We start from the raw sequence: 15141 nt of genomic DNA on the forward strand, positions 1-15141 counted from the left end.
AGATCAAGATCTAGACAGCTAGAATCCGACTAGCTGCAAGCTTAAGGCAAAAGCCCCTTCGTTTCCAGCAGGTTGATTGAATGCCACATAATATCCCAGAACAAAACTGACCGGGATGACGTAACCAATAGTGGTTTCGGTTTTTAATTCCACGCCCGAGCTTAAGAAAGTGCGGTGCATATTAATAACTTCATAGGCTCTTTCGTCTTCATTATAAAAACGTCCATCGGCGGCGACTGCGTCGGTGATCAAGGCTCCTGAAAAACGACGTAAAAAGATCGGGTCCGTGCCCGAACCGCGATAAATACTGGCAATGGGGAAGCGATATTCGGCAGTTGCGGCCGCTAGGTTGCGACCGAAGATTTGTCCTCGTGAATATCCACGCAAAATATATTCGGGCAAAGGAGTGTCGGGTACATAGACCACGGACTCTGTTGCGACCCCGTAAATGGGCGCGATCACTTCAGGCGTATAAACCCCATTAAGACGGAACATCAACGAATGATTTTTAGGCAGATATTTTGAAAGATAAAGTTCACCACCGGCTAAGAATCGCGAATGATTTAAATAACCTTCCTGCTCAATAAAGTTATAAGCCCCGAGGTAAAATCCACTGCCAGATTCCGGTGAAATCTGCGCGCCCGATTTAGAATAATTGCTGTGATTGTACATAAAATAAGGACCGGTTCTTTTAACGGTGGTCGTTGGATTTTCTCGCTGCAGATAATTCCAACCCAATTGCAGACTGGCGTATTTTGAAATCCAAAAAACATCTGGCAACGCCGCCAAAGTTCCAGAAACGTCGGTGATTTGGTAATCGGGTGTTCCCAAATAAGAATTGCGATTCGCGGCAAGTAACAAAACCGGCAACGACGTGGTTTGATTCATGTAAAATCCATCTACACTGCCTTTATCTAAGCCTGTATCCCACGTTCCTAACAGGGTGTACGAGTGTTTTTTTAATGGATCAAATCCCGAAGTTTGTGCGGAAAGAATCACGCCATTTTCCGTGGTGGATCCAGAAATAAATGGCAACCAGTATTGAGGCCATAAATACCCATACGGAGAATAATCTTTTTCGGTGGCCGATTGCACTGCCGCCTTGGCTTCGGCCTCGGACTTCGAAGTGTCCGGGGCTTGATAGCGATCCGCCATCAGCGGAGTGATTTCGGGAAGACGGTTTTGAGTTTTCTGCCAGTCCTTCGGCAAAAGGGCCACGACGCGGGGGCCTTCTTCGGTCATTTGTGTCGCAAAAATCTCTTTACGAACCGGATCCATGTCGGCGGTGAAAAGAGCCGTCAAAGTATTTGAAACCGGGCGAGCTGATTTTAGATCTTTATCCGCGAGATAAAGATTTAGCACGCCACTTTTTCCGGAAGTGAAAAGCAGCCCTTCAGTCGTGTTTTTAACAAAGCGAATGTCCTTGTATTCAGAAAATAGTCTTTCATTAGACTTGCTGGAAATAGTGAAGCGGTAAAGTTCATCATTTCCATGACGGCGCAGGGAGTACAAGATGGTGTCGTCATCGCTATAGATCGGATAAGAAATTCGCTCTTGCCAATCGGCACTGAAAAGAAGGCTTTGTTTTTCAGGATTCGCGATGGAAAGCTCTGCCAGATGGGTTTTGCCACCTTCAAGTTTTACAAAGACGATTTTGTTTCCGTCTGCCGAAACTGCGGGTTCACGTCCACGCAAGCCCGTCGTCAGGCGTTTAATTTCTTCTTTTTCTAAAGCGTAAACATAAAGATCTGAAAAGCGCTCAATGCGGTTGGTGTAATCAATTTTGTCGTAAACGAATTTTTTAGAGTTTGGGAACCAACTGATACGTTGAATACCACCAGACGGAGGGCCGTCACGCAAAAGCTCTCGGGAAAAGGCTTCATCGAATTTTTCTACGGTGTCGGCACTTTTAGCTTCTAGAAAACTTTGCTGGTCATTTTCTTTAGAGATAATCTTAATGGAACGCTTATTCGCATCGTCTTCCACCACGACGGCCAAGTGTTTACCATCCGGAGAAATCGCCGGGGCGGTGACGGACATGAAATTATTTTTTGGAACGATCACCGGAGTGACGGCCGCCATCTTAAGCGCTTGAATTTGTTTGCGCGCGCGTAAACTGACCTCATCAAGCATGATTTGATATTTGCTGGAATAATCGTAGCCACCTAAATACTCTCGGGCCGGGGTTTCTATAAAATACGGAACTCGACGGCCCTGGCGCTCATTGAGCTTTCCGACCACATCGACGTTGGTGTCAGCGATCATCTGACTCCACATCAAAGAGCCAAACAAATAAGGTCGCATGCCTTCAGGCCATGTCGGAATCTGCTCGTTGGCCTGAGCAATGCTATGACTGCGAAAAGTTTCTTTATCCACCATCGCGCGAATCGTGGCGTCTTGATAATAAGAGCGCAAACGACCGTGATCTCCTAAGCGGGTTTCCATATCCACCGCCAACCCTTCGGTCCACCAGCGCGGTAAAAGCATGTTAGGGGCGATAATATTACCGAAAATCGCGCGCAGCGGACGCATCACGCCACTCGCGGGCTCAAACGTCAGGATATGTGTGTACTCATGGGCTAAAAGTTCAAAAGCCCAATCACCCGTATCAGCCAAGCTGTCTTCAGGCCCGGGAAGGACGGGGAAGGCCATGATGTGAGGATAAGGGATGCGTGTTGCATAGCCGTTAGTAATGTCGGTTTTGTCGTTGATAACAACCACGGTCTTTTCGCGCATGGTTGGAAAGTACAAACGCAGCTCTAGGTAAGCTTTTTCCAGCTTTTCTGCATAAATTTTGCCCAACGCCTGCTGCTCAGCATTATAGATAACTTCGAAATGCGGCGTGTGCAGAGTTTTCCATCTAATTTGCGGTCGAACCTCGAGTTGAGCGAATGAAGAAAGGGAAATTAAGAAAGTGAAAAGTGCTGCCGAAACCAATGATTTTTTCATAAACCCTTTTAGCCTTACAGCATCGCAACATCAATTAGAACATCTAAGGTTTGACAATGAGCCGCTATAAATTAAAGTTTTTAGCTAATGATAATTTAAGGAACTTCCTAGGAGGACATCATGCTTCGTAAATTAGCTCTTGGTCTTGTAGCCTGCGCAATGGTTGCTGGTTGTAAGGGTAAACAATCTCAATCAGATCAATCCATCGAAACTTTGCCAACAGGTGGCCAAGCAGCGATTGATACTTCAACATACAATCCGTTGGGTTCTGACTCTGGTCAAATCGCGGGTTTAGTAACTGTTCACTTCGGTTACGACAAATCGAATCTTGATTCTAAAGCGAAACAAGATATCGCGACGAACGTCCAGTGGATGAAATCTAATCCAGCGGCTAAAGTTCAAATTGAAGGTCACTGTGACAACCGTGGTACTATCGAGTACAACGTAGCTCTAGGTGAGCGTCGTGCAAACGCAGTGAAAGCTTACATGGTAAGCCTTGGCGTTGCTGCTGATCGCTTAAGCGTTATCAGCTACGGTAAAGAAAAACCACTTGAGTCAGGCGACAATGAAGCTGCTTGGGCGAAAAACCGCCGCGCAAACTTCGTACCTGCTCAGTAGTCTTTTAAGCCAGAAAGGTGTGGATGAGATTCTTACAGCCAACTCTCGGAGCGATTTTACTCTCGGTGATTGTCAGCTGTCAGACTGTACCGGCACCTATTGAGGATTATTCCTTAGCACGAGCTGCCGTTGAGGCGGCTCGTTCTGTTCAGGCGGCTCGCCATTCCCCAGGATACTGGCATCAAGCTGAAGAAGCTTACCGCAAAGGTCGCATCTATTACGAAGATCGCGATTTCCAAAAAGCTAAAGAACAATTTGTAAGAGCGCGTATGGCTGCGGAAAAGGCAGAAAATTCGGCGCGACTAATCCGTCAAAGAACGGGAGACGTATTATGAAGTTAGTGATCTTGCTATCAGCTGTAGTTCTTTTTATGACGGGTTGCTTAAAAACTCGCAACGAAGTTAAAGAAGGTGAACAACGCAGTACCATGCAACAGCAGGTGGTGACTTTGCAAAGATCCAATGCGGACGTCGGCAATCGCTTTTCTGATCTGGAATCTCAAATCCGTGAATTAAATGGCCGCGTGGATGTGGTGGAAAACAATGTCGGTAAAGGCAGTGCGGGCATGGAAAACGCACTTAAAAATTCACAACAACAAAATATGGAAGTCGGTCAGCGCGTTGCCATTTTGCAAGAAGCGATGGGCAAGTTAGAGCGTGATCTTTTAGCTTTGAATGCCGAAGTCCAAGGTTTGAAAGCGGAAAAAATGGCCGCCCAAGGTCAGCAAGCCGCAAAAGCAGCACAAGCAGCACGTAAAGATTTCCATGAGCAAGGTGAGGAAGCCTTTGAAAAGAAGGATTGGAAACAAGCCATCTTGCAATACCAAAAATATCGTGATGAATACCCGAAAGGGAAAAAGTTTGCAGATTCCACTTACAAAATCGGAGTCGCATTCCAAGAGTTGGGCATGAAAGACGAAGCTAAAACTTTTTACGATGAAGTCGTAGCCAAGTTCCCAAAATCTGAAGAAGCTCGTCGTGCTCGTATCCGCCTAAAAAGCGTAGGTAAGAAATAATCAGTGATTGAAAGAGTTCTCGCCATTGAAACCAGCTGTGATGACACTTCCGTTGCGATCGTGGATCGCAGTGGCTGGGTGCATTCGGTGGTTGCGGCCTCTCAAGATTTAGAACATGAACTTTACGGGGGCATTGTTCCCGAAATCGCGGCAAGAAATCATTCCATTGCGTTGATCCCTTTAATTGAAGAAGCCTTTAAAAAAGCCGGCATGTCTTGGTCAGATATTCACGGGATTGCGGTCACGAATCGCCCGGGTTTGATCGGGGCTTTGATTGTGGGTTTGGTGACTGCTAAATCACTTTCGCAAGCTAAAAAAATTCCTTTCTTAGGTGTGAATCATCTTGAAGGCCATTTGCTGGCGCCATTTTTAAAAGACAGTCAGTATTCTCCTCCGGAAGATTTTGGTTATCCGTATGTAGGCTTAGCGATCAGTGGGGGGCACACCAGTCTTTATCAAATTAAAGGTTTAGGTGATTACAAAGTGTTAGGGGCGACAAGAGACGACGCTGCCGGGGAATGCTTTGATAAGTTTGCTAAAATGGCAGGCCTTGGTTTTCCAGGTGGTGTGCGCGTAGATCAATTAGCAAAAACCGGAAACCCGGAAGCCTTTGAATTTCCTCGCAGCATGATTCATGACGACACTTTCGATATGAGTTTTTCAGGTCTTAAAGCCTCAGGCCAAAGAATGCTTGAGCAGTTGGGTCCAGAATTGGTGCAAGAACAGTTGCCAGACTTATGCGCCTCTTTTCAAGAAGCCATCGTCGATGTTCTTATTGCCAAGTTGGACCGAGCCGCTAAAGTGTATCGCGCTAAGCGTGTGATCTTGACCGGTGGAGTCAGTGCGAATTCTCGCTTGCGTGCGCGGGCGGAAAAATGGGCGGCCGAAAAAGGTTTGACCCTGGTTGTGCCGCCGATTCGTTATTGCACCGACAATGCGGCTATGATTGGTTACGCCGGTGTATTAAGAATGGCCCAAGGGGAAACTTCGGCGATGGATTTAGGTCCTTCACCGCAAGCATTGACGACGGACTTTAAATGAGCGAATCCAGCAAGCGTTTAGCGCAAGCCTTAGACGAATTAGGAATTTTAGCCAAAAAATCTTTGGGTCAAAATTTCTTAGTCAGCGATACGGTGATTGAAAAGATCATCAATCAAGTCAAAGAATTTAAGCCCGAAGTTTTAATCGAAGTGGGGCCAGGCCCTGGGGCTTTGACTTATTTCTTGCAACAAATGAATGTGCCTTTGACCGTGATTGAACTAGATCACGTGATTGCCGAATACTGGCGTGGTAAGGGTTTGCCGGTTTTAGAAGAAGATGCTTTAAAGCTCGATTGGAATCAGTTTTATTCTGATAAAAAAACGGTTTTTGTCAGTAATCTGCCGTATCAGATTTCATCAAGCATCGTGATTGATCGTTCGATGGAAGATTACGGTATTGAGCACATGGTTTTGATGTTCCAAAAAGAAGTGGCGCAAAGAATCCGCGGGCCTGCAAAGTCGGAGCATTACGGGTTACTGAGTGTGATCGCACAAACTTTCTGGAATACCGCTTTAGTCAGCGAAGCCGGGCCCGGTGATTTTAAACCCCCTCCGCGTGTGGCTAGCCGAGTTTTATCGTTTTCAAGAATCCCGACAGAGATTAAAAAGCGTCCGCAGTTCTTAACCTTTGTTAAAACCGCCTTTGCCCAAAGACGAAAGCTTCTGAAATCAAATTTATCTGGTCTTTTAAAGCAAAAGCAGCTAACTGAAGAACAAATGGTTGGTTGGCTGGCCGACATGGGCTTTAAAGAAACCGTCCGCGCGGAAGAGCTCAGCCCTCCACAGTTTGTAGAGCTTTATAAGAAATTCGGGTTTGAATAATGAGCAACATCTTGATCATTCAAGAAAACAAAAAAGCACGATTCGATTACACGATCGTTGAAACCTTCGAAGCAGGGTTGGTGCTGACGGGCAGTGAGGTGAAATCGCTTCGTGCCAAAGATGTTGTGTTGAAAGATTCCTATATCGCCTTTCGCGGGGATGAAGCTTTTTTGCAAAATGCCCACATCGCCGAATACAAAGCTTCTAGTTATAATAATCACGTGCCGGAACGCTTAAGAAAGCTGTTATTAAATCGCAAAGAGCTTGATGAAATTTACGGGGCTCTTCGTGAAAAAGGTTATTCGTGCGTGCCTCTAAAAATTTATTTTAAACAGGGACGCGCGAAATTAGAAATTGCTTTGGTGAAGGGTAAAAAAACTCACGACAAACGTGAGGCGATTAAGAAACGCGACGTTTCTGATCAAATTCGTTCAAATTTACGACGCTCTCGTTAGTCATAAATTCTTCTTTAATACCAAGGCGCGAACGTTTTTCTGCTAGCAGATGTTTCCACGCGGCATAAGCTTCACGATTTTGCGGATCAATACTGAGCTTTTCTAAAAGTTTTAACTCAGTTTCAGTGTTGGCTTTAAGCGCGCGATAAAAATAGTCGTAAGTCATCGACAGATCCCGGAAATCATCCTCTTCAGGGAGATGATAATCAGGGATGTGCCATTGCCCTAGCATCAGTTGATGCATGTGACGCTCCATACTTACTAAGGGAGAAATCAGATTCTTGGTCATGCGTAAACTTAAAAATAAGGTGACGCCGCTTAGAAAGATCACGCTGGCGCCCAAAAAGACTTTTAACCATGTGATTTCACGTTCTAAGTGCTGAATTAAATGCGGATGAGTGTCGTAGGCTAGACTTTTAAACAGCTCATAGTTCTGATTGATAAAATAAAACGACGGCAATAAGAATAATAACGCAGCCCCGGCCACGGCGGTGATCATGTACCAAGAGTATTTATATTGAAAGCTGGCGCTTAATATAAAGCGACGGGGTTTTAATCCGTGAGGTACTCTTTGAGGTTCAATCACTCTGCGTCCGTATAACATAAGCCTCTTATCGGCGGGTTGTGTTTTGAGCGGAGTCCAATTATTCTCAAAATGATAGGAGAACACCCCGATGTTACCACTTTCATGCCAGACCTCTTGGTCCAAAAGCCAAAATACAAGAAGACAAAAGTCCGGAGCCCTTGGCCTATGTATGGTGATGATGACATCAATGCTGGCCATCGGCTGCGCGACCGGGAGATCTGGCCCAGACGCTCCCCTGGTGGATGAAAAGTATTCTTTAAAACAAGACCGCGAGGCCTTAGCGAACTTGCGTAAAGAAATCCCTGAAGAAGTTCGTCGCGATAATGACGAAAAGGCCTTTATGGCCGAAATGATGTCGGACCTATCCCGAACACCCATGGATGTGCGCAATCAGTTTACGCGGATTTTGACTAAGAAGCGCGAACTGTTTAGCAAAGACATGACTAAGACGCGCGAGAAATTCAGCAGCGACATCAAAGCAAAAAGAGAAGAATTTTCTCGTCAGCAAACATCGGCGCGCACGAGTTTTGCCGGACAGAAAAAGACCGCCGATGAAAGATCGGATTTTTACAATCGACTGGATTCAGAGCGCCGTGAATTTAACTCTGAACAACAGCAAAAACGCGATGAGTTTGAATCTGACATGCGCGATAAACGTAAAAATTTCGATGATTATATTCGAGCTAAAACCGATGAATTCAATCAGCTTCATCGCGATTACATCAAACGTTATGACGAAGATAAAAAAGCTCGTGCCGATTTGAAAAAGCAGGCCGAAGAAAAACAACGCCAGATGCAAAAAAGCGTCGATGCGGAATACGAAGCGATCCGTAAGCAGTCACCGACTTACTTAGAAAGCCAGGGGCAGTAGGCGGCGTGGCCTATTAAGTCGGGCGTTTGAAGAGCTCTTTGTGCAGTTCCATGGTGATGGCAAAGAGTTTGTTTTCTAAGATATTTGGCAAGGGTGAAAACTCAATACCAAAAGTTTGCACAACTTTGGAACCTTCGTGAGTTTTAATATGGCGAACGACGCCATGAACTTCGATAGGTGCACGCTGCCCAATCACCAATTGTCCAATCACCTTATCGCCAGATTTCATCAAGGGCGCATCCATACGGTACACCACGCGGCAGCCTTGGCTGCTTAAGTCGGCCAAGCGGCCCGTGATCTTTTCGGGCTTTGAGTTCACCTGAATGATGTTGTAATAGGCTGGATAAATTTCTGGCAAACGCACCCGATAGTTCTGGCGGCGTTGCAGGTGATAAAGCTCATCCGGGATTTTTATCGTCAAAAAGTTTGCGGCGACAACGGCTTTGGCTTGAAAGTAATATTTTTCTCCACCCAAAAAGAAGTGACCCAGATATTCTTCGCCATTGCCCATGATGGTAGCGCCTTCAAATTCCCCTTGTAAGGATTCGGTAGCCGCATTAAAAAAGCTCACCCGCACTTTGCAAAGGGCATCGTCTTTGCCTTTACAGATCAATTCGCCCTTAGAGGCGCCAAGATCAACCCACAATTTGATTTTGTCTTTATCATCTTTGATTAAGGTGAAGATGTCCTGATCCAAACCGTGACCTCGTGTTTGTTGTGATACAAATGTTGTACGTGCGAGTTCGGCAAATCTTGAAACTTTCTAAGAGTTTCAAAATCCGTCTTACCTTGAAATTTTATCGTACAAACGAAGTTTCGGCAAAGTCCTGAACTTTGCCAGGTCTGAACAAGTTCTAAAAGCTTTTCGGGGTAGCAGATAATATCGGAAAAGAACCAATCAATGGCCCCGATGTCCTCAGGCTTTACATTAAAGGCATTGGTCTTTTTAAATTCGACCCGCGGAAGCGCGGCGATATGAGGTTCCAAAGGAGCTCGGTCAATACTAACCACATGGCAACCCACTTGTTGCAGCACCCATGTCCATCCACCGGGACAGCTACCAAAATCCACGACACGTTCGCCGGGTTTTGGTTTGATTCCATAAACCGTAAACAACTCCCAAAGCTTGAGGTAAGCCCGCGAAGGCGGGTTCTTTTTGTCTTCGTTGAACCGAACTTCCCCTAATGGAAATAATGAGTTGGTTTCTGAAGAAGCAATCAGAGTGTTTTTATCAATGAGGGTCCAGGCGCCGATAGGCATATCCGGTAAGGGACCCAAGAAATTCATCACTCGAGGTTTCACTTTTAAAAGCTGATCTTGAATCAGTTGAGCGCGGCGATGTTGATCGGTGCTATAGACCGCCCACAATTTGCCACGTTCCTTAAGGGCTTTTCCGGCTTGAGAGACGGATTCAAAAGAAATGATTTCGGGATTCAGCCAAATGTTTTGGGCCCACACAGAGGTCTGTAAGGGCCCATCGGTTAGAACCAGCCCACCATAGGTGGCGCGGATGTTTTTCAGTTCCGCTTTGAGTTCGGGAAGAAATTGTTCGTTTGTTAAATAACCAATCACTATGCGGCTTTAGTTGCCACAGCTGGAGTCAGAAGTCCACGACTGTTCCAACAAGTGATCGCATCCCCCCAAAATTTTTCTTTCAATTTGATTTCATTCGGGTTGAATTTACATTTCGGAAAATCTTGCTTTTCAAAGTGCTCAGTAAATTGAGCTTCGTTGCAAGCTCTAACCACTTTCATCATCAGATTGAAGTGAACTTCAGAAAAAGGCTTGTTATCGACAAGCATTTTGCGCAGGCCGGCTTCCGGAGTTTGATGAAGAAAGCTATAGAGATTAGGTACATCGTATTGACTCATTATGAGACTCCCTTTTTGGTTGTACGGTCTTATATCGGCAAGGCGGGGGCCTTTCTTGAGGAAAGGACCTAGACCAAGAGGATTACAAACGGACGCAAAACTAGACCTAAAAAGGGCTGAGGAAGCCTTAAGTCCTAAGACCTAGTTCCGATCTAGGAGGCATGAAAACAAACCATAGCGCTTTCCGCATCTTGATCTCTGTTTTAGCAATTCTTTTGGCCGTAAATACGGCTGCGGCCATGTCACAAAAACCGCCGACTCAGCCGACCCCCACGCCAAGCCCAAGTCCCACACCAAAGCCTAGTCCCTCACCGAGTCCATCACCAACACCGTCTCCGGGCAGGGAGCCGGCCGCCATCACGGGTTCGATCACGCCTAAAGATTTCAATGTTTTTAACGAGGTTTCCTATTCTGTAGGCTCCGTAGTGGACACGACTTATAAAAGTTATCGCGAGCTTTTAGAAACACGCAATATCCAACAAGGTCATACCACAGATTCATGTGATCCAACCTTAGACACCCGAGATCGTTTTGCCGATCGTATTTCATATGCCGTGGAATTAAAAATGCATCCTTCAAAAGCTCAGCTCGGATATGTCGCTTCATATTTTAATTTAAATAGTGATATCAACACATACTTACCCAACAGCTTGATTTCTCATCCCCTGTGTTCAGTATCGGCGGACAGCTTAAAGACAACTTTAAGTGGGAAAAATATTCCGACGGCGGCAACGATCAATAAGATCAACACATTTACTAATAAAATGAATCAGTACCGTCGCGAAGCTTTAGCCGGTGATCGCCAAAGTTACGTCAAGGCCTCTAAACTGTGGTCCAAATACATGATGTGTTTATCATACATGGAGTCTTTAACGACAGCCGACACCGCCAAAGCCAAAGAAATTGCTCAGCGTGTGGCGCCCAGCGATTATCGTCGCCCGGCGGGAGTGAATTTTTATGAAGATAAATTACAACCCATCGAATCGCGCTTAAATATCGGTCTTTATCAGTTCACGCCCGATGCGGGGGGGAATGTGCAAGCCTGCATTCGCGCGTGGAATGTGCTTTATCCAAAATGCATGATTTCAAGATCCGCAAGTCAGGACGAGATGATTCGTATCTTGGGAAGTTCGATGCAGACTTTCAACGCTTTCTGTGCGGCGACGAAAGTGACGGATATGTTCAGTGTTCAGGTAAATGCAAAAAGCGCCTATAACACGCATCCGGCGAACGTGAACTCTAATGGCAGCCTAAAGCCTGCCGCTGAAAGATGCGTGAGCCCGCATATGTCTGTAGGCAGATCTTATAACCACTTCGGCCCCTTCCAAAACTCGTCGGGCTTTACGTTAGATAATATTATTTCGTGCACACTCAACGGCGAGTACTAGGGCCCTTAGGCTTGCCCTAGTTTAAAGATATTTTTGATGATTCTTTCCATGAAAGAATTTAATTGAGTCTTTTCTGGCTCACTGAACTCGCTCCAGTAATTGCTAATGCGTTCATGATAAAGAGGCATGATCTCCGCAACCTTAGCAATTCCTTCCGGCGTTAATTGAATCACGAAGGAACGACCATCTTTTTCATGGCTCATGCGCTTTACGATGCCGGCCTTTTCAAGACTGTTAATCAGCCCCGAAATAGTGGCCTGGGTTACGCCGACCTTTTGCGCCAACTCTGAAGGCATTAATCCAGAGGTGTGTCTATTTAACAAAGCCATCAAAGTAAAACGACCTGCGGAAAGATTGTATTTAGAAAAAAAACTATCCAGATTCACTTCTAAATCTGTCGTGATTTTTCTTAATAATATGTGTGAATACAGTGTCAAATGATCCAAGTCTGGATACATGAGTGCTGAATTCTGACGAAGTTCTTCTTGAGTTGGAAGCTCGGTGAAGTAGAGTTTTGCCATACGTCCTCCAAGTCGCGTACGTTCAGTGAATTCCAATGCGACATCTCTTATGTTAGTTAACGGTCCATACTTCGCGCAAGCGAAAGAAAAAAATTTATCAGAAATATATTCGCGTTTGTTCCTGATTAATTGCGAAAACGTCTTTCTCAATAAGTTTTCGCAAGACGTTTTCATTCAGAATGTATCCGTTTTTCACTCGAGAAAGTGTCGAAGTGATAATGAATGTGACGAAAATATTTTTCTGACAAGAAAAGTATAATTCACAGCATTATACATTCTACTGTTTAGGCGGTGCATTAGATAAATCTAACAATTATAAATAAATTGAATCAGGGATCGTGACGATCTCTGCGCGATCTTTTCGCACAATCATGGTGTGCTCAAATTGGGCAGAGCGATGATTTTTTCCCGCCACTAGCGTCCATCCATCGGCTTCTTCATCCACGAAACGCGCGCCAGTAGAGAGAAAGGGCTCAATGGTGATGACTTGCCCCTCCTTCAGGCGGCGATCATCCTTGGGATCATAATAGCCCGCGATAAACGTAGGCTCCTCATGAAGTCCACGACCCACGCCATGGCTGCCAAGATTTTGAATGATGGAATAGCCATATTGTTGAGCAACTTCTTCGATCTTTTTGCCGATGATATTGATAGGAGCTTTTGCTTGCACGCCGTTAATTGCGTTTTGCAAAGCTTCGCGAGTGGCCTTTAAAAGGCGTTCATAATTTGCTGAGGATGGGGGAAGAATGAAGGAGCCGCCGTTATCGGCGTAATAACCGTTTAGTTCGGCCGAAACATCGATATTTATCAAATCACCTTTAGCAATTTTTTTGTCAGATGGCACACCGTGGGCAACCTCATGATTCAGACTGATGCACGTGTGGCCTGGGAAATTATAAACCAAGATAGGTCCGGAGCGAGCGCCATGCTTTTCTAGAAATGCACCGCCCAGTTGATCCAACTCTAAAGTTGTCATGCCAGGTTCCATTTTCTTGGCCATATAATACAGGCAATTGGCGACGATTTTGCCAATCTGTTTTAAACCCGCTAAGTCTGCTTCTGTCTTTACGATCATGATGGGCCGGTTATACACTTAAGTTTATGAAAAAAGCCACACCCGAAGTCATTCTTTTTAAAAAAGAACACGCCTCTCGCTTACTGCCCTCTGTATCTACCGATGACAACAAGGCTTCTCGCGGGCGCAGCCTGATTTTAGGTGGAAGTCATGATTATCCTGGGGCCGGGATCTTGGCGGCACGCGGAGCCTTAAGGGCGGGCAGTGGATACGTGATGCTGGCGCAAAAAGATCTGGTGGTTTCAAGCTTAGAAAATCCCGATTTTTTAGTGAAAGACTTACGAGGCTCAAGCCTTTCAGATTTGAATTTTGATGCCGTATTAATCGGTCCGGGCTTTGGGGTGAATGACTACACCGCTGAGCTCATCTTAGAGCTTAAAACGAAAAATTTTCCAAACGTTGTGCTGGATGCCGATGCCCTCACCACATGTGTGGATTTTAAGCTTTTCCCGTTACCGGCTTCCTGGATCGTGACCCCGCATACGGGTGAGCTGGCGCGGTGTCTTAAGGTTTCCGTGCACGAAGTGACGAAGGATCGTCTTGCCGCTATAAAAAAAGCTCGTCAGCTTTTTCAGTGCGTCGTGCTTTTAAAAGGACATGGGACCTTGATAACGCAAGGACAAGAAATCTTTCGCATCGCCAGTGGCAATGCCGCTTTAGCTAAATCCGGAACTGGTGACGTTTTGGCCGGAATGATCACGGCTTTTCGCGCGCAAGGCCTTAAACCCTTAGAGGCGGCCCTGTTAGGGGCTTATGTCCATGGGGCGACGGCGAATTTATGGGTTCAGAGCCATAAAGATGCACTATCCATGATAGCTTCAGATGTCATAGATTCTATTCCTCGTATTCTGTGGCGTCTGCGTCAGGGGTGAAATTTCTTCTTACAAGCATTCCTAGCAAAACCATGACTATCTTTTTGTAATTTAGAAAGGTAAAAGGCCGACAATTGCAGGGAGATTTGCATGTTAAAAGGTCTTATCGTTTTGGCGGTAACCGCGGCGGGTATGTCGGTTTACGCTCAAAGTTCTTCAACCACGGTCACTCAGATTTCACCAACGGAAGCGCAAGGCGCGACCGCGATTCAAGAGTCGACTTTAAAAATGAATGACGTCATTAAAAATGAAAAGTTTGAAGAAGATAAAGACATCACAGACACACGCTTGAAAGCCGACTCCGGATCTCTTTCAAGATATTCTTTGAAATTCTCTCTTTCTTATTTTGGTCCCCCCGTCGGTGACTTGAGCAACGAAAACCAACCTAATCCCAACGGATCTATCGGTCCTAACGAAACTTCTGTTGGCGGTTCTATCAGCGGTCGTTACCGTTTAGACAGCAAAACAGCCATCAGCATGGGAACAGGTATTAGCATGTTAACACCTTTCCACGGTGTGAAACGCACGGATGTTAAAACTCCGTTCATCAGCTATGATCGCAGTGCTCGTGTTTGGGATGCGCAGATGAGAAACTCTTTCGGCGCATCAGTCACGACCGTTCCAAACTATCGCGATGTCGGCCAAGTAGGAACTTTATCTTACGATAATAACTTGGTTTACAACTTTGGTTCTTCAGGTTTTGCGGCCGGCGTAGATTCCTCTTTAAGCTATTTTCTGTACGAGCGTGATTACGAAAAGGCCGATAAAAAAGCCAGCCGTTACTTCGTGGGTTTTTATCCGCAAGTAAAATACAACTTTACGGACAAATTGAATGTTTATACATCAGTCGCTTTAAACTTTATGAATCCACGTTGGGAAGCGGAACCGGTTCTTTTAAATCAAATTTTAAGTGGTCGTTTGGGGATGGGTTATGGTTATTCACGTGATATTTATATCGCGCCATATTTGAACTTCTATCCTGAAAATCTTCGTGGCGATAACACGACATTCAGCGTATCTACGATCTTCTCGATCCTGTAAGTTAAAAACACAGATTT

The 15141-nt window shown here is 45.4% G+C and carries 17 protein-coding genes; 10 read left to right on the top strand and 7 right to left on the bottom strand.

Annotated elements, in window-relative coordinates; translation table 11 throughout:
* Window positions 1-18: 18 nt before the first annotated feature.
* Window positions 19-2949, bottom strand: a complete 2931-nt coding sequence (locus AZI86_RS09540) for a PD40 domain-containing protein (protein ID WP_061834814.1) — start codon at window positions 2947-2949, stop codon at window positions 19-21.
* A 120-nt stretch (window positions 2950-3069) separates the two neighbouring features.
* Here AZI86_RS09540 and pal point away from each other — a divergent pair, with 120 nt between their 5' ends.
* From pal to smpB, 6 genes are read left to right on the top strand one after another with little or no spacing between them, the layout of a single operon-like run.
* Window positions 3070-3567: a peptidoglycan-associated lipoprotein Pal gene (gene pal, locus AZI86_RS09545; protein ID WP_061834815.1), complete on the top strand. Its 498-nt coding sequence runs from the start codon at window positions 3070-3072 to the stop codon at window positions 3565-3567.
* Between the two features lie 23 nt (window positions 3568-3590).
* A complete protein-coding gene (locus AZI86_RS09550; RefSeq protein ID WP_061834816.1) occupies window positions 3591-3902 on the top strand; it encodes a DUF4398 domain-containing protein in 312 nt (103 codons plus the stop codon).
* A complete protein-coding gene (locus tag AZI86_RS09555) occupies window positions 3899-4582 on the top strand; it encodes a tetratricopeptide repeat protein (RefSeq protein ID WP_061834817.1) in 684 nt (227 codons plus the stop codon). The genes AZI86_RS09550 and AZI86_RS09555 overlap by 4 nt, the downstream gene beginning before the upstream one ends.
* A 6-nt stretch (window positions 4583-4588) precedes the next feature.
* Entirely contained in the window at window positions 4589-5623 is a 1035-nt protein-coding gene (gene tsaD, locus AZI86_RS09560; RefSeq protein ID WP_172798006.1) for a tRNA (adenosine(37)-N6)-threonylcarbamoyltransferase complex transferase subunit TsaD, read from the top strand.
* A complete protein-coding gene (gene rsmA / locus AZI86_RS09565) occupies window positions 5620-6444 on the top strand; it encodes a 16S rRNA (adenine(1518)-N(6)/adenine(1519)-N(6))-dimethyltransferase RsmA (protein ID WP_061834819.1) in 825 nt (274 codons plus the stop codon). Before tsaD ends, rsmA begins: the two co-directional genes overlap by 4 nt.
* The gene (gene smpB, locus AZI86_RS09570; RefSeq protein ID WP_437340124.1) at window positions 6441-6899 is read left to right on the top strand and encodes an SsrA-binding protein SmpB; all 459 of its coding nucleotides are present in this window, start codon (window positions 6441-6443) and stop codon (window positions 6897-6899) included. Before rsmA ends, smpB begins: the two co-directional genes overlap by 4 nt.
* Here smpB and AZI86_RS09575 read toward each other — a convergent pair.
* The gene (locus AZI86_RS09575) at window positions 6844-7503 is read right to left on the bottom strand and encodes a hypothetical protein (protein WP_061834821.1); all 660 of its coding nucleotides are present in this window, start codon (window positions 7501-7503) and stop codon (window positions 6844-6846) included. The two genes, smpB and AZI86_RS09575, sit on opposite strands and share 56 nt — an antisense overlap.
* Window positions 7504-7660: 157 nt before the next feature.
* On the opposite strand from AZI86_RS09575, the gene AZI86_RS09580 reads away from it, so the two are divergent.
* Window positions 7661-8356, top strand: a complete 696-nt coding sequence (locus AZI86_RS09580; protein ID WP_061835133.1) for a hypothetical protein — start codon at window positions 7661-7663, stop codon at window positions 8354-8356.
* Window positions 8357-8369: 13 nt separating this feature from the next.
* Here the strand turns inward: AZI86_RS09580 and AZI86_RS09585 are convergent, their stop codons facing one another.
* The 3 genes from AZI86_RS09585 to AZI86_RS09595 are packed head-to-tail and all read right to left on the bottom strand — an operon-like array spanning window position 8370 to window position 10227.
* A complete protein-coding gene (locus AZI86_RS09585) occupies window positions 8370-9053 on the bottom strand; it encodes a flagellar brake protein (protein ID WP_061834822.1) in 684 nt (227 codons plus the stop codon).
* Entirely contained in the window at window positions 9029-9928 is a 900-nt protein-coding gene (locus AZI86_RS09590) for an SAM-dependent methyltransferase (RefSeq protein WP_061834823.1), read from the bottom strand. The genes AZI86_RS09585 and AZI86_RS09590 overlap by 25 nt, the downstream gene beginning before the upstream one ends.
* Complete coding sequence (locus AZI86_RS09595; protein WP_061834824.1) at window positions 9928-10227, bottom strand: hypothetical protein; 300 nt, start codon at window positions 10225-10227, stop codon at window positions 9928-9930. The genes AZI86_RS09590 and AZI86_RS09595 overlap by 1 nt, the downstream gene beginning before the upstream one ends.
* A gap of 161 nt (window positions 10228-10388) precedes the next feature.
* Here AZI86_RS09595 and AZI86_RS09600 point away from each other — a divergent pair, with 161 nt between their 5' ends.
* Complete coding sequence (locus AZI86_RS09600) at window positions 10389-11615, top strand: hypothetical protein (protein WP_061834825.1); 1227 nt, start codon at window positions 10389-10391, stop codon at window positions 11613-11615.
* A 5-nt stretch (window positions 11616-11620) separates the two neighbouring features.
* Here the strand turns inward: AZI86_RS09600 and AZI86_RS09605 are convergent, their stop codons facing one another.
* Complete coding sequence (locus tag AZI86_RS09605; protein ID WP_061834826.1) at window positions 11621-12136, bottom strand: MarR family winged helix-turn-helix transcriptional regulator; 516 nt, start codon at window positions 12134-12136, stop codon at window positions 11621-11623.
* Between the two features lie 313 nt (window positions 12137-12449).
* On the bottom strand, window positions 12450-13211 hold the full coding sequence (gene map / locus AZI86_RS09610) for a type I methionyl aminopeptidase (RefSeq protein WP_061834827.1): 762 nt from the start codon (window positions 13209-13211) through the stop codon (window positions 12450-12452).
* A gap of 26 nt (window positions 13212-13237) precedes the next feature.
* Here map and AZI86_RS09615 point away from each other — a divergent pair, with 26 nt between their 5' ends.
* Window positions 13238-14083, top strand: coding sequence for an NAD(P)H-hydrate dehydratase (locus AZI86_RS09615; RefSeq protein WP_061834828.1), 846 nt, complete (start codon window positions 13238-13240; stop codon window positions 14081-14083).
* A 90-nt stretch (window positions 14084-14173) separates the two neighbouring features.
* Window positions 14174-15124, top strand: coding sequence for a hypothetical protein (locus AZI86_RS09620; RefSeq protein WP_061834829.1), 951 nt, complete (start codon window positions 14174-14176; stop codon window positions 15122-15124).
* The last annotated feature ends 17 nt before the right edge of the window (window positions 15125-15141 follow it).

The sequence above is a fragment of the Bdellovibrio bacteriovorus genome (assembly GCF_001592735.1).
GTDB classification, from domain to species: Bacteria; Bdellovibrionota; Bdellovibrionia; order Bdellovibrionales; family Bdellovibrionaceae; genus Bdellovibrio; species Bdellovibrio bacteriovorus_D.

What these genes read in the sequence shown, in the direction of transcription:
- AZI86_RS09540 (WP_061834814.1), bottom strand. Translation starts at nt 2,949, where the DNA reads ATGAAAAAATCATTGGTTTCGGCAGCACTTTTCACTTTCTTAATTTCC.
- pal (WP_061834815.1), top strand. Translation starts at nt 3,070, where the DNA reads ATGCTTCGTAAATTAGCTCTTGGTCTTGTAGCCTGCGCAATGGTTGCT.
- AZI86_RS09550 (WP_061834816.1), top strand. Translation starts at nt 3,591, where the DNA reads ATGAGATTCTTACAGCCAACTCTCGGAGCGATTTTACTCTCGGTGATT.
- AZI86_RS09555 (WP_061834817.1), top strand. Translation starts at nt 3,899, where the DNA reads ATGAAGTTAGTGATCTTGCTATCAGCTGTAGTTCTTTTTATGACGGGT.
- rsmA (WP_061834819.1), top strand. Translation starts at nt 5,620, where the DNA reads ATGAGCGAATCCAGCAAGCGTTTAGCGCAAGCCTTAGACGAATTAGGA.
- AZI86_RS09575 (WP_061834821.1), bottom strand. Translation starts at nt 7,503, where the DNA reads ATGTTATACGGACGCAGAGTGATTGAACCTCAAAGAGTACCTCACGGA.
- AZI86_RS09580 (WP_061835133.1), top strand. Translation starts at nt 7,661, where the DNA reads ATGATGACATCAATGCTGGCCATCGGCTGCGCGACCGGGAGATCTGGC.
- AZI86_RS09595 (WP_061834824.1), bottom strand. Translation starts at nt 10,227, where the DNA reads ATGAGTCAATACGATGTACCTAATCTCTATAGCTTTCTTCATCAAACT.
- AZI86_RS09600 (WP_061834825.1), top strand. Translation starts at nt 10,389, where the DNA reads ATGAAAACAAACCATAGCGCTTTCCGCATCTTGATCTCTGTTTTAGCA.
- AZI86_RS09605 (WP_061834826.1), bottom strand. Translation starts at nt 12,136, where the DNA reads ATGGCAAAACTCTACTTCACCGAGCTTCCAACTCAAGAAGAACTTCGT.
- map (WP_061834827.1), bottom strand. Translation starts at nt 13,211, where the DNA reads ATGATCGTAAAGACAGAAGCAGACTTAGCGGGTTTAAAACAGATTGGC.
- AZI86_RS09615 (WP_061834828.1), top strand. Translation starts at nt 13,238, where the DNA reads ATGAAAAAAGCCACACCCGAAGTCATTCTTTTTAAAAAAGAACACGCC.
- AZI86_RS09620 (WP_061834829.1), top strand. Translation starts at nt 14,174, where the DNA reads ATGTTAAAAGGTCTTATCGTTTTGGCGGTAACCGCGGCGGGTATGTCG.